Below are 13,584 nucleotides of genomic sequence, written 5' to 3'. Positions count from 1 at the left end.
TCCCCAACGAGTTCGCCACCCTCGGCGCCGACGGCTTCGGCTTCTCCGACACCCGCGCCGCCGCCCGCCGCTACTTCAAAAACGACACCCACTCCATCGTCGTCAAAACCCTCCAGCTGCTGGCGGCGAGGGGCGATGTACAGGAGGGCGCGCCGTCGTACGCCATGGACCGCTACAAGCTCCTGGACGTCACCGCGGGAACAACAGGAGGAGCCGGCGGCGACGCCTGACCACCCGAAAACCCTAACAACGCACAAAAAACGACGGCGGCCCGCACCGAAAGGTGGGGGCCGCCGTCGTGGTTTCTTGGGTCAGGTCAGGGACGCCTGCGGTCGACGACGAAGCCGGTGGCCGCGCTTTCCCGGACTGCTGTGATCCCGGCTGTGACTGCCTTGATGTTGGAGAAGCTGGGCGAAACCGCAACCACGGTTCCGTCGTCAGCCGTCAGCCTGAACCGGTACTGTCCTGCGCCTGCCGTCTCGATTACGAATGATCCTGCCATATACGCTCCTTCCGCCAGCTGCACCCTTGCAGCTGCCATTACGACCCCCAATTGCCAACACGACATCTTCGACGTTAGCCGTCATTCACTGGACAAACTACCCCTACCACCGGGTAGCATTTCGCCGCACCGAAACCGGACCGCGACCGAACGCACAGAAACGCCCTAGGGTGATCACATGATCCACTCCCCCGATCCGCGCACCACCGGGGTGCTGCTGGCGGCCGGCGCCGGAACCCGCTTGGGCCGCGGCCCGAAGGCCCTGCTCCCGTTCCGCGGCCGTACCCTCGTGGAAGTCCTGGCGGACATACTGCTCGACGGCGGCTGCCGGGAGGTTGTGGTGGTGCTCGGCTCGGGCGCCGGGGACGTCCGCGCGCAAACGGACCTGACCCGGCACACCGTGGTGGAGAACACGGCGTGGGCCGGCGGAATGGGCAGTTCATTCCAGCTGGGACTGGACAGCGTGCGCCCGGAAGACCATGTGCTGGTGGCGCTCGTGGACCAGCCGGGGCTGACGGCGGAAACTGTCGCCCGGCTGCTGAAGACGCACCGGCCGGCCCGGGTCACCGCGGCGGCCTATCAAGATGCTTCCGGGAAGCTCCGGCGCGGCCACCCGCTGCTGCTCGACGCCACGCTCCGCGCGGAGGCTGCGGCGTCGGCGGGCGGCGACGCCGGTGCCCGTCAATTCCTGCAGGCCCACCCGGAGCTGATCGACCTGGTGGACTGCACTCTGCCGCCCGGTTCAGGCCAGTCCGGCGGTGAAGACCTCGATACCCCGGACCAGCTGCACCTGCTCGGCTGACCCGGCTAGCTTGGCTACCGGGCCATCCCCGCTTCGAGGAGTTCCTGCAGCCCCTGCTTGAAGCGGGCCCTTCCGCCATGCGCCGGATGCCTGATTTTCGGCACGTCCAGGCCGGCGCGGCGGAGGCTGCTGTGCGCCACATTCCCCACGGCCACCACCCTCTCGATGGGAAAGATCCCGGCCAGGGCCTGCCAGAACGGGGTGCCCAGCGAGGCCTCCGCCGGTGTTGGCGTGCGGTTGGACAGCGGCTTCCCCGGCATGTGCGTGTGCCAGGGGCAGGCGCTCCACAGCAGCGGGAGGAAGCCGAGCTCGGCCAGGACCTCCCACATGACGGTTGCCGTCGGCTCGGCAGCGACGCCGGCAGCCTCCGGCAGGAGCACATACCGGTGACCGGTACCGAACAGCCCGAAGGCGTTGGCAGGCCCCTGGAACATGGTGCGGTTGGTGAAGGGAACGCCGGTGATCCGCATGCCGCGGAAGCCCGGAGCCTCCCCCACCAGCAGCACTTTCGGTGCCCGCTCCAGCATGTCCCCGAGATAGGCGGCCAGGTTGTGCCGGCGCAGGGCGTTGGCCGGAGCCGAGTGGTCGAAGAAGTTGGTGCGCCCCGGAGTGCTCTCCACGGCGGCGAGCCGGGAAATGAAGTCTTCGATGGACGGTGAAGCCATTACCAGCGGGGGTGGACTGCCTCGCGGAAGTAGTGGTCGTAGATCCAGCGGACGCCCTCGTCGAACTCCGGGCTGAGCACGGTTGCCGCGGCGTCCGCGTTGGCCCGGGCCTGCTCCACGGACCGGGCACCGGGAATGACCGACGTGACGCCGTCCTGCGCGGCGACCCACGCGATGGCCGCCTGCGCGGTTCCCGAGCCCTTCGGCACCAGCTGTTCGAACTCGGCCACCGCCTTGAGCCCCAGCTCGAAGTCGACGCCGGAGAAGGTTTCGCCGACGTCGAAGGCGTCGCCTGCGCGGTTGTAGTTGCGGTGGTCGTCCGCGGCAAAGACCGTTTCCTTGGTGTACTTCCCGGACAGCAGGCCGGAGGCGAGCGGAACGCGGGCGATGACGCCCACCCCGGCGGACTTCGCGGCGGAGAGCACCTCCTCCAGCGGCTTGAGCCGGAACGCGTTCAGGATGATCTGCACCGACGCGGTGCCGCCGTGGAACAGTGCTTCGAGGGCTTCGTCGGTCCGTTCCACGCTGACGCCGTAATTCTGAATAGCGCCCTCGGCCACGAGGGTGTCCAGGGCGTCGTAAACCTCGTTGCGGCTGTACACGGCGGTGGGCGGGCAGTGCAGCTGGACCAGGTCCAGCGATTCGGTCCGCAGGTTGCGGCGGGACCGGTCCACCCACTCCCGGAAGTTGGCCAGGTTGTAGTTTTCGGGTTGCTGCTCGAGCCGGCGGCCCATCTTCGTGGCCACCGTGATGCCCGAGCCCGGGTTGTCGGCGAGGAACGCTCCGATGGCCTGCTCGCTGCGCCCGTCCCCGTAGACGTCCGCCGTATCGAAGAAGGTGACGCCGGCCTCAGCGGAGGCGGCGAGAATGGCCTGCGCCTGCGCCGGGTCAACGTTGCCCCAGTCCGCGCCAAGCTGCCAGGTTCCCAGTCCAACGACTGAAACGTTCCGTCCGGTCTTGCCTAAGATGCGCTGTTCCATCCCCCGACTATATGTTGCCAAGCCAACGCGGGGTCACTTCGCGCCCAGTGGCGGCGTTTATGGGGCGCAAAGTGACTCCGCGTTGCCTGGACCTGCGGGAATGCTGCCTGCGGGAACGCTCTCCGCAGAACCGCCAACATCGGGAACGAGGCCCGCCTCCTTCAGGCCCAGGTAAATCCTGTCCCGGGCGATCGGCAGCTCGGCGAACCGCACACCCGTGGCATTCCGGATGGCGTTGGCCAGGGCGGGGGCCACGGGATTGAACGGGCTTTCGCTCATCGATTTGGCGCCCAGTGGGCCCATTGCATCGTTCGTGTCGGCGAAGTACACCTCGCTGCGCGGCACGTCGGCGAAGGACGGGATGTGGTACTGGCGGAGGATGTCCGTGGTGACCCGGCCGGCGTCGTCCACCCTGACCTCCTCATAGAGGGCTGCACCCAGGGCCTGGGCAATGCCGCCCTCGATCTGGCCCCGGCACTGCCGCGGGTTGACCACAACGCCGGCGTCGGCCGCCTGCACGCTCTGCAGGATCCGCAGCTCACCGGTCCCCGTGTTCACGGCAACCCGGAAGCCGTGGACGTTGAAGGCCACCGAGCGGGGCGTGCCGCCCCAGCGGCCCTCGGCCTCGAGTTCGACGCCGGCCTGCCGGGCGGCGTCGAACAGTTCCGTGAGCGGGACGCGCGTTCCCTCGCAAACGACGGCGTCTCCGTCGAGCACGCAGCCGGACGACTGGATCTGCCGGACGCCGGCGGCGAAGGCCCTGATCCGGACAGCCAGTTCCTCGGCGGCGGCCAGCGTGGCCTTGCCGGCCACCACGGTTCCGGCTGAGCCGAACGCGCCGGTATCGTGCTCGATCAGGTCCGTGTCGGACTGCCGCACGGCGATCCGCGCGGCGACCGTGGACAGCGCCGTCGCCGCCAGCTGCGCGTGCACCGTGGTGGTGCCGTTGCCGAATTCGGCGGTTCCGACGTCGGCGGCATACGTTCCGTCGGCCAGGAGCCGGAGCTTGGAATGGGCGAAATGGCCCCGCGGCGGCACGGTGTCGATCATGGACAGCGCCGTGCCCTCCCCCGTGACCCAGTCCGGGCCCAAGTCATCGAGGCCGGCGGCACGGTAGCGTGCGCGGCCGCGTTCCAGCGCGTCCTGCACCAGGCGCGTGCACTGGTCCAGCCCGTAGCTGCCGTAATGGACGTCCTCCTCCGGCTCGGAATGGGTGGAAAGCATGTCGTCGCCCTCGCGGACCATGTTGCGGCGGCGGAACTCCAGCGGGTCCATGCCGATGCCCGCGGCGAGCTCGTCGATGGCCGACTCGACAGCGAAGATCATCTGGCTGAGCCCGTAACCGCGGAACGCGCCCGCGGGCACGGTGTTGGTGTAGACGGCGAGCGCGTCCACCTTCTTGTTGGCGCACTTATAGACGGCCAGGGATTCGCCGCAGCCGTGAAACATGACGCCCGGGGCGTGGTTGCCGTAGGCGCCGGTGTTGGTCAGAACATCCAGCTGCAGCGCGGTGAGCCGGCCGTCCCTGCCGGCGCCCGCCTTGAGCTTGATGGTGAACGGGTGGCGCGTGGTGCTGGCGGTGAACTGCTCGGTCCGGGTGAACTCCAGCTGCACGGGGCGGCGCAGTTTCAGGGCGGCGAGAGCAGCGATGTCCTCGGTCAGGACCTCCTGCTTGCCGCCGAAGCCGCCGCCCACCCGGCCCGCCACCACGTGGACCCGGTCCTCCGGCAGCCCGAACACGCGGCACAGCGTCCGGCGAACCAGGAAGGGAACCTGGCTGGAGGTGCGCACCTGCAGCCGGCCGTCGTCGTCCACCGAAGCGATGCTCGCATGGGTTTCCAGCGCGACGTGCTGGACCCGCTGGGTCCGGTAGGTCTGCTCATGGATGAAGTCGGCCGCCGCGAAACCGTCGGCGACGCTGCCGAGTTCGGAGTGCAGCTCGGCCACGATGTTCCGCTCCGGCCGGGCGATCCGCGCCGTGCCGGCATCCTTGTCCCCGTGTAGCGCGGGGGCGCCGGGCAGGACGGCGTCCTGCGGGGTGAACACCGCGGGCAGTTCCCCGTATTCAATGCGGACCGCACGGACGCCGGCTTCCGCAGCGGCCACCGATTCGGCGACGACGGCGGCAACCCGCTGGCCGCGGAATCTCACCACCGTGTCCAGCAGCCGGGTGTCGTCCGGATCGTCCGTGTAGAGCTCGTGCTGGGCGCTGGAATAAACCTGCTCCGGCGCGTCCTCGGCGGTGAGCACGGCCACCACGCCCGGCACCTCCAGGGCCGCGGCGGTATCGATGGACAGGACCCGGGCGTGGGCATGCGGCGACCGGACCAGTTTCAGGTGCAGCAGACCGGGCAGAGCCTCGGCCGGGACGTCCAGCGTGTAGCGGGCCTGCCCCGTGACCACCGCACGGCTGGCGGGGGCCGGAACGTCGTCACCCAGCCGGCCGGGCTCCGGGGCGGGCTGCCCCTCGCCGGCGATTCCGGAGCCGCGGCCTTCCGGGGCCGGGTGGCCCCCGTGCCCGCAGACGGCGTCCGCGATGGCCCGGTACCCCGTGCAGCGGCACAGGTTCCCCTTGAGGTTGCGCGGCAGGTTTTCCTTTTGGGCGTCGTCGAACGTGGCCGCCGTCATCACCATGCCGGCGGTGCAGAAGCCGCACTGGAAGCCCTGCCGGTCCAGGAACTGCTGCTGCATCGGGTGCAGCTCAGCTCCCTCGCTGGCGGCTGCGAGGCCTTCGATCGTGGTGACGGCGTGGCCTTCGGCGCGCACTGCCGGGTAGATGCAGCTGTGCACCGGGGTGCCGTCCACGTGCACGGTGCAGGCACCGCAGTCGCCGCCGTCGCAGCCCTTCTTGACGCCGAAGTTGCCCTGCTCCCGGAGGAACGTGCGGAGGCACTGGCCGGGCCGCGGCTGCGCCTGCACCGGCGCACCGTTGATTTCCATGGCCATGCTCAGGCCCCTCTCTTGGTCTGCTGTGTTTCCTGCGGCGGCCAGAAGTCGCCGGAGACTGCCACCGGTGATCCGGCCGGCAAAGTGAGTTCCGCCCGGATTTCCTCGGCCAGGCGGTGCGTCATGTCGCGGCGCCAGGCGGGCAGCCCGTGGATGTCGTCGTGGTACAGGTCCTCCGGGATGGCGGCCCCGAGTTCACCTGCCAGCTCCGGCGCTTCAGGCAGGGAACCGAACCGGAGCTGCACGGGCCGCTTGGTGGCGGCGGTGACGGTCAGCGTGAACCGGCCGCCGGCGTCGAGCGTTCCGATCAGCAGCACGCCCGACCTGCCGAGGTTGCTCAGCGAGAGCCGGCGGAACGCCACCCGGGAGGACAGGGCCGACGCCGGCAGGCTGACACTGCGGAGCAGCTCGCCGGGTGCCAGGGCATTGTGCCCGTCCCCGGTGATGAAGCCGGCCACCGGCAGCTCCCTGCGGGAGCCTCCCGGGCCGAGGACCGTGGCCGTGCCGTCCAGTCCGGCGCACAGCGAGATCATGGGGCCGGCCGGCAGGGACGTGCACAGGTTGCCGCCCACGGTGGACATGTTCCAGACCTTGAAGGACGCCACGAACGAGTCGCAGCAGGGGCGGATCAGATCCAGCCCCGGCCAGTTCTGGATGCCTTCTCCGGCCAGCCGTTCCGGAAGCGCATACAGTTCGGCAACGGTGCAGGTGGCGGCGAGTTCAATGCCGTCCGCCGTCACCGTGACGGGCTGCCAGCCGGCCGAGCCGAGGTCCAGCAGGCGCCGCAGCGGCTTGGGGCCGAAGGCGGTGCTGCCGTAGGAAAAGAGGACGGTGCCGCCTGCCAGCCAGGCGTCGCCGTCGCGCCAGTCGGCGGGGTCGGTGGTGCGGACCACCGCCTCGATGGTGTTCATGTCCATGCGATCTCCTGGGATGCCTGTTCTTTACTGAAGTCTGGTGCTGCGCCGGGCGCGGGAACTGCAGCGACAGCGGGAAGTGCGTGGATGGGCCCGCTGCCGTCCCGCAATGGCGGGCAGGCCACGGCACCGGTGCGGGCAGCGATCAGCTCGGCGGTGATGGATACCGCCACTTCCGCCGGGGTGACGGCGCCGAGGTCCAGGCCGATGGGCGAATGCAGCCGGGCCAGCCGCTCCGGTGCAACTCCCGCTTCGAGCAGCCCGCCAATGCGCTGCCGGTGGCTGCGGCGCGAGCCCAGGGCGCCCACGTAGGCCACGTCCAGCCGCAGGGCTTCCTGCAGCAGCGGAATGTCGAATTTAGGGTCGTGGGTCAGGACGCAGATGACCGTGCGCGAATCGATCCGCCCCGCAGCCGCCTCCCCGGCGAGATACCGGTGCGGCCATTCCGTGGCTACCTCGTCCGCGGCGGCAAAGCGTTCCTGTGCCGCGAAGGCCGGCCGGGCATCGCAGAGCGTGACGCGGTACCCGAGCAGCTTTGCGGCCGGCACCAGCGCCGCCCCGAAGTCGTTGGCGCCGAACACCAGCAGCCGCGCCTGCGGCAGCCGGCTTTCCACCAGCAGGGTCACGGGCTCCGGGGCGGTAAGGCCACCGCAGCCCTGCGGCGGCGCCAGCCGGACCAGCCCGGTCCGGCCGCCCCGCAGCAGCGGTTCGAGCTGGGCCGCGGCCGCCAGGAGCGCTTCCCGCCTGGCCCCAGCGTGCAGGGAGCCCAGCGCCAGCAGTGCCGCGATCTCGACTGATCCAGCCACCCGGAAGCTTCCCGGGTCAGGAACCACGACGACGGAGGGCGGCTGCCCGTCCGCGGCGGCGCCCTTCCCGGCAGCCCCCAATGCACTGCCGGTGACAGCCCCCGGTGCGTCGATGCGCCGGATCAGTGCCAGCGGCCGTTCGGGATCGCCGGCGGCCAGCGTCCGCAACGCGCCGAGCCCGGTAGCGCTGCCATCCATTGGCTGGATGTGGACCTCAAGCTCACCGCCGCAGGTGAGCCCGACGGCGAACGCGTCCTCGGGACTGAAGCCGAACGACGCAAGGCGCGTCCCGCCGTCGGCCATTACCTCCAGCGCGGCGGCAACCACGGCGCCCTCCACGCAGCCGCCGGAGAGGCTGCCGAGGATCTGGCCCGATTCGGACACCAGCATGGAGGTTCCGGGCGGGCGCGGCACGGAGCCGCTAGCGGCGATGATGGTGGCTACGGCGCACCGTTCGCCGGTGGCCGCCGGGCGCCAGCCGGCCAGGGACGGCATCAGATCCAGCATGGCAGCACTCCCTCTTCCCGTGCGATGGTGCCCATTCTCGTTCCTATCCTTGGTAGTGGAAAGCATTAGGACGGCGGTTCTGCCCGGCGACGCGCGAACGGTCCGGGGATAGGCGAATTCCCGTGTCCGCCGGCCGTTTGCGCGTCGCGGGGCATTTTCCGCGTCCTAGGCCCCGAGCAGTGCCCCGACCGGACCCCGCGCGAAGTAGACAATGAAGCCCACGGTCACCACCCACATCAGCGGGTGGATCTTCTTCGCCTTGCCGGAGGCCGCGCCGATCACGGCCCAGGTCACGAAGCCGACGCCGATTCCGTTGGCGATCGAGTAGCTCAGGGGCATGGTGACGATCGTCAGGAAGGCCGGCAGTGCCACCGCGAACTTGTTGAACTTGATCTCGCGGATCTGCGCCATCATCATCGCGCCCACCACCACGAGGGCGGCGGCTGCCACCTCGAGCGGCACCACGCTGGTGAGCGGGGTGAGGAACATGGAGCCCAGGAACAGCGCGCCGGTGACCACCGATGCGAGCCCGGTGCGGGCCCCCTCACCGATCCCCGCGGCGGAGTCGATGTAGACGGTGTTGGAGGAACCCGAGGTGGCACCGCCAACAACCGCGCCCACGCCTTCGACGATGAAGGCGGACTTGAGCCGCGGGAACGTGCCGTCCTTGTGCGCCACGCCTGCGCTCTTCGCGAGCCCGGTCATGGTGCCCATGGCGTCGAAGAAGTTGGTGAACACCAGCGTGAACACCAGCATCGTGGCGGCCAGCCCGCCGATCCGGCCGAAGGCGCCGAACAGATCGAACTGCCCCACCAGGCCAAGGTCCGGCGCGGAGACCAGCTGGCCGGACAGCACCGGCGTGTTCAGGTGCCAGCCGCCGGGGTTGGTTTCGCTGGCCGGGCCGATGTGCAGGACGGCCTCCACGATGGCGGCGAGCGCCGTCGTCGCGACGATGCCGATGAGCAGGCCGCCCTGGACCTTCCGCGCCACGAGGATCCCCATGGTCAGCAGACCGACGATGAAGACGATGGTGGGCACGGACGTGATGGAGCCGTTGTCGCCGAGCTGGACGGGCGGCCCGCCGGTGGTGGCCTTGACGAAGCCCGAATCAACGAAGCCGATGAAGGCGATGAACAGGCCGATGCCCACAGTGATGGCGGCCTTCAGCTCCTTGGGCACCGCCCGGAAAATCGCGGTCCGCGCTCCGGTGACGCCGAACAGGACGATCAGTATGCCGTTGATGACCACCAGGCCCATGGCCTCGGCCCAGGTGACCTCGTGGATCACGGCTACGGCGAGGAAGGAGTTGATGCCCAGCCCGGCCGCGAGGCCGAACGGCAGGTTGGCGATGAGGCCGAACGCGATGGTCATGACGCCGGCTGTCAGCCCGGTGACTGCGCCCACCTGCGCCGCCGAGAGCCAGCCGCCGGCGACGTCCGTCGGAGCGTTGTCCGCGCTGAACCCGCCGAGGATCAGCGGATTGAGGATGACGATGTAGGCCATCGTGAAGAAGGTAACCAGTCCGCCGCGCACCTCGCGGGCCACGGTGGAACCGCGCCGGGTGATGTGGAAGAAACGGTCCAGGAACGAGTTCGACGACGGCGGCTTGGGGCTGCTCCCCCGCTGTGCCTTGCCGGTCGTCTGGTGCATTTCGAGTGCCGCTGTCTGCCCTGCGCCCTCGAGCGCAGCCTGCTTTTCAGCGGTGTTGTCCAGGATTGTCATGTCAGCCACCGGGCCCTAGTAGTCAATCCTGGAGTCGAGCGTGTTCCAGGTGTTGAACGGTTCCAGGATGGCCGGGGCTTCGGGGTGGCCCAGCTCGAGCTTGGAGACCGGCATGAGGGTGTGCCGGTCCTCGTTGTCGAAGTACTCGTAGAAGACGGCGTCGTCGAAGCCCACGGAGGCGGCGTCATGCCGGTCGGCGGCGAAGACCACGCGGTCGATGCGGGCCCAGAGCGCGGATGCGAGGCACATGGGGCATGGCTCGCAGCTGCTGTAAAGGGTGGCCCCGCGAAGGTCGAAGGTGCCAAGCCCGCTGCACGCGCGGCGGATGGCCGTGACCTCGGCGTGGGCGGTGGGATCGTTGTCGGCCGTGACGCGGTTGACGCCGTCGAACGTCTGACCGTCGGCGGTGACGATCACGGCGCCGAACGGGCCGCCGCTGTTCAGGACGTTGGCGGTTGCCAGTTGGATGGACCTGGCCAGGAATGCCTCGGCCGTGACGGTGGTACTCATGATGCGACTCCCTTTGCTGTGGAAGCCGGTACCCCGCGGACGGAACGGAAAAGGACCAGATGCGACGGTTACCAGGCTTCAGCATGTGCTTTTGAAGGTTAAGTTGCGCCTGGTAGATAGCTTCCCGGAGTCCGGGTGCCCGCCTTTGGCAACATCGAGATTAGCACCGGAATGTGGTCCGCGCCATAGTTTTCTGGAAACTTAATTTCGCAATGTGAAATGCGCGTTACCGGCAGCTCACAACCCGCACTGTCACAATCAGCGGCCATTGACCGCCTGGCCGGGGCAGCCCTACGCTGGTGCCGACCTGCCGCCCGGATGTCACGATACGGGGCCGCACGTCCCCTGGATCAGCAGACAGGACCACTGAGCTGGAAAGTATCAGCACGCTCAGACAAGGACCCTCATGACCCAGCCCCTCACCCCTTCATCAGCACCCCCAGCTTCAACCGCCGAATCCCGGCTCTGGATCCGGAACCCGCTCGCAGCCTTCACCGCCAACAGCCTCGACGCCTCGGGCGGCCTGGTGGTGAGCGGCGGCAAAATTGTGGAGGTGCTCGGCGCCGGCCAGACGCCGTCGGCACCCTGCGGGCAGACCTTCGACGCCGGCAGCCACGTCCTGCTGCCGGGCCTGATCAACACGCATCACCACTTCTACCAGACCCTCACCCGCGCCTGGGGTCCGGTGGCCAACGCTCCCCTGTTCCCCTGGCTGCAGAACCTCTACCCGGTCTGGGCCAGGCTCACCCCGCAGGACCTTGACCTCGCAGCCACCGTGGCCCTCGCCGAACTGCTGCTCTCCGGCTGCACCACCGCCGCAGACCACCACTATCTCTTTCCCGCGGGAATGGAGGACGCGGTCGACGTCGAAATCGGCGCCGTCCGGCGCCTCGGCATGCGGGCCACGCTGACCCGGGGCTCCATGACTTTGGGAGAGGACGACGGCGGCCTGCCGCCGCAGTCGACGGTCCAGGCGCCGGAGGCGGTGCTTGCCGACAGTGAGCGGCTGATCCGCGACTACCACGAGCGCGGCGACGGTGCCGTGATCCAGATTGCGCTGGCGCCCTGCTCGCCGTTTTCCGTCACCAAGGAGATCATGGCCGAGAGCGCCGCACTGGCGGACCGGCACGACGTCAGGCTGCACACCCACCTCGCCGAGACCCTGGACGAGGAGCAGTTCTGCCTGGAGACGTTCGGCCTGCGCACCGTGGACTACCTGGACAGCGTGGGCTGGCTGACCGACAGGACGTGGCTGGGCCACGGCATCCATTTCAGCGACGCCGAAATTGCCCGGCTGGGAGCGGCGGGAACCGCCGTCGCCCACTGCCCGACGTCGAACATGCGCCTCGCGTCCGGCACCGCCCGGGTGCTCGAACTGGAGGAAGCGGGAGTGCCCGTGGGGCTGGGAGTGGACGGATCGGCGTCGAACGATGCGTCCAACATGATCCTGGAGGCACGGCAGGCACTGTATCTGCAGCGGCTGCGGTACGGTGCGCACGTTCCGGTGGAGCGGGCGCTCGGCTGGGCCACGCGCGGATCGGCGGCGGTGCTGGGAAGGCCGGATGTGGGGCAACTGGCGCCCGGGATGCAGGCGGACCTCGCACTGTTCCGGCTGGACGACCTCCGGTTCTCGGGCAGCCATGACCCCGTTGCAGCCCTGCTGCTGTGCGCCGCCGACCGCGCAGACCGCGTGATGGTGGGCGGCGAGTGGCGGGTGGTCGACGGGCAGATTCCGGGCCTGGACGTCGCCGGGCTGATCGCGGAGCATTCGGCGGCCGCGCGGCGGCTCGTCAACGGCTGACGCCGCGGGCGTTCCGGTGAAGTTGGCCAACTGCTAGCGTGGCGGCATGACTCCGTCGAAGACGCCGGCCGAGATCCTGGACATCAACGGCACCGAGGTCCGCATCTCCAGCCCGGACAAGGTGGTGTTCCCGGAACCGGGGCTGACGAAGCTCGACCTGGTGCGGTATTACCTGGCGGTGGCAGATGGTGCGCTGCGCGGGGCCGGCGGCCGGCCAATGGTGCTCAAGCGCTTCCCGAAGGGCATCGGCGCGGAGCCGTTCTTCCAGAAGCGCGTGCCCGAAAACCACCCGGACTTCATCGACACGACCACGCTGCACTACGCGTCGGGAACGTCGGCGGAGGAGGCGGTGATCAGGGATGCCGCGGGCCTGGCGTGGGTGGTGAACCTTGGCTGCCTGGACCTCAACCCGCATCCCGTGCGCGCCGAGGACCTCGAGCACCCGGACGAGCTGCGGGTGGACCTCGATCCGATGCCGGGGGTCGACTGGTCCCAGATCGTGGACGTCGCGTATGTGGCGCGGGAAGTCCTCGACGACGTCGGTCTCGTGGGGTGGCCGAAGACGAGCGGATCGCGGGGACTCCACATTCTGGTGCGCATCGCGCCGCAGTGGCCGTACCGGGACGTGCGGCTCGCGGCCGAGACCCTCGCCCGGGAGGTCGAAAACCGCGCCCCCGGCCTCGCCACGGCACGGTGGTGGAAGGAGGAGCGCGGGGAGAGTGTCTTCGTGGACTTCAACCAGAACGCGAAGGACCGCACGGTGGCATCGGCCTACTCGGTGCGGCCGCTGCCTGATGCCCGGGTGTCAACACCGCTCACCTGGGACGAGGTCCGCTCGGCCCGGCCGGAGCAGTTTACGGTGCCCACGGTGCCGGGGCGCTTCGCGGACTTGGGCGACCCACACGCGGGCATCGACGATGCCGTCGGCTCACTCGACGGCCTGCTGGCACTGGCCGCCGAGCTCGGGCCGGCGGAAAAGGCCCCGCGCGGGGTCAACGGTTCCGGCCGCCGGCAGTCGGTCATGCCGCTCATCGAGGTGGCCCGCACCAGGACCAAACCAGAGGCCCTCGCCGCGCTCGACGAATGGAAGTCCCGGCATGCGGACGTTGTCCCGGCGCTGCATCCGGCCGATGTGCTGGTCGATGGAATGCGCGGATCAAGTTCGCTCTGGTACCGGGTTCGCGTGAACCTGCAGCATGTCTCCGAACCGGAGCGGCCGCCCCAAGAGGAGCTCATCGCCGATTACGACCCGTGGGCCGGCAAGGAATGGCCGGGCCGTCCGGTGCCCTGAGTCCGGGGACCTGGGTCCGGTGTCCTGACGATGCGGAAATGGTCCTGCGACAGAAAAACAGCGCGGCGACGCGCAAATGGTCCGGCGCTACCCGAATTGGGGTTGCGCCGGACCATTTGCGCGTCATGCGGTAAGTAC

12 protein-coding genes are annotated in these 13,584 nt (G+C 69.3%); 4 read left to right on the top strand and 8 right to left on the bottom strand.

The genetic code is table 11. The features are described 5' to 3' along the window. On the top strand, positions 1–230 hold a 230-nt coding region (locus ACFRAH_RS23990; RefSeq protein ID WP_377993399.1), incomplete at its 5' end, for a hypothetical protein. An 86-nt stretch (positions 231–316) separates the two neighbouring features. Here the strand turns inward: ACFRAH_RS23990 and ACFRAH_RS23985 are convergent. After that, entirely contained in the window at positions 317–502 is a 186-nt protein-coding gene (locus ACFRAH_RS23985; RefSeq protein ID WP_377993398.1) for a YegP family protein, read from the bottom strand. A 178-nt stretch (positions 503–680) separates the two neighbouring features. Between ACFRAH_RS23985 and nboR the strand changes: the two genes are divergently transcribed. After that, positions 681–1,304: a nicotine blue oxidoreductase gene (gene nboR / locus ACFRAH_RS23980; protein ID WP_377993397.1), complete on the top strand. Its 624-nt coding sequence runs from the start codon at positions 681–683 to the stop codon at positions 1,302–1,304. Positions 1,305–1,318: 14 nt separating this feature from the next. Here the strand turns inward: nboR and ACFRAH_RS23975 are convergent, their stop codons facing one another. The 7 genes from ACFRAH_RS23975 to ACFRAH_RS23945 form a co-directional block, all read right to left on the bottom strand. Further along, positions 1,319–1,969 (bottom strand): uracil-DNA glycosylase, encoded by a 651-nt coding sequence (locus tag ACFRAH_RS23975; RefSeq protein WP_377993396.1) that lies wholly within the window; start codon positions 1,967–1,969, stop codon positions 1,319–1,321. After that, positions 1,969–2,949: an aldo/keto reductase gene (locus tag ACFRAH_RS23970; protein ID WP_377993395.1), complete on the bottom strand. Its 981-nt coding sequence runs from the start codon at positions 2,947–2,949 to the stop codon at positions 1,969–1,971. The genes ACFRAH_RS23975 and ACFRAH_RS23970 overlap by 1 nt, the downstream gene beginning before the upstream one ends. 57 nt (positions 2,950–3,006) lie before the next feature. Further along, on the bottom strand, positions 3,007–5,895 hold the full coding sequence (locus tag ACFRAH_RS23965; protein WP_377993394.1) for a molybdopterin-dependent oxidoreductase: 2,889 nt from the start codon (positions 5,893–5,895) through the stop codon (positions 3,007–3,009). Between the two features lie 2 nt (positions 5,896–5,897). Next, entirely contained in the window at positions 5,898–6,812 is a 915-nt protein-coding gene (locus ACFRAH_RS23960; RefSeq protein ID WP_377993393.1) for an FAD binding domain-containing protein, read from the bottom strand. Further along, positions 6,803–8,122: an XdhC family protein gene (locus ACFRAH_RS23955; RefSeq protein WP_377993392.1), complete on the bottom strand. Its 1,320-nt coding sequence runs from the start codon at positions 8,120–8,122 to the stop codon at positions 6,803–6,805. Before ACFRAH_RS23955 ends, ACFRAH_RS23960 begins: the two co-directional genes overlap by 10 nt. A gap of 165 nt (positions 8,123–8,287) precedes the next feature. Next, positions 8,288–9,853: an NCS2 family permease gene (locus ACFRAH_RS23950; RefSeq protein WP_377993391.1), complete on the bottom strand. Its 1,566-nt coding sequence runs from the start codon at positions 9,851–9,853 to the stop codon at positions 8,288–8,290. Between the two features lie 6 nt (positions 9,854–9,859). Next, positions 9,860–10,354, bottom strand: a complete 495-nt coding sequence (locus ACFRAH_RS23945; RefSeq protein WP_377993390.1) for a nucleoside deaminase — start codon at positions 10,352–10,354, stop codon at positions 9,860–9,862. A 406-nt stretch (positions 10,355–10,760) separates the two neighbouring features. On the opposite strand from ACFRAH_RS23945, the gene ACFRAH_RS23940 reads away from it, so the two are divergent. Together ACFRAH_RS23940 and ligD are read left to right on the top strand one after the other, a co-directional pair. Next, a complete protein-coding gene (locus ACFRAH_RS23940; RefSeq protein ID WP_377993389.1) occupies positions 10,761–12,155 on the top strand; it encodes an 8-oxoguanine deaminase in 1,395 nt (464 codons plus the stop codon). Between the two features lie 46 nt (positions 12,156–12,201). Further along, a complete protein-coding gene (ligD, locus tag ACFRAH_RS23935) occupies positions 12,202–13,446 on the top strand; it encodes a non-homologous end-joining DNA ligase (RefSeq protein WP_377993388.1) in 1,245 nt (414 codons plus the stop codon). The last annotated feature ends 138 nt before the right edge of the window (positions 13,447–13,584 follow it).

The sequence above is a fragment of the Arthrobacter sp. NPDC056727 genome, assembly GCF_042790555.1.
In the GTDB taxonomy this organism is placed as follows: Bacteria; Actinomycetota; Actinomycetes; order Actinomycetales; family Micrococcaceae; genus Arthrobacter.
This window is presented reverse-complemented; position numbering and strand designations above follow the sequence as displayed.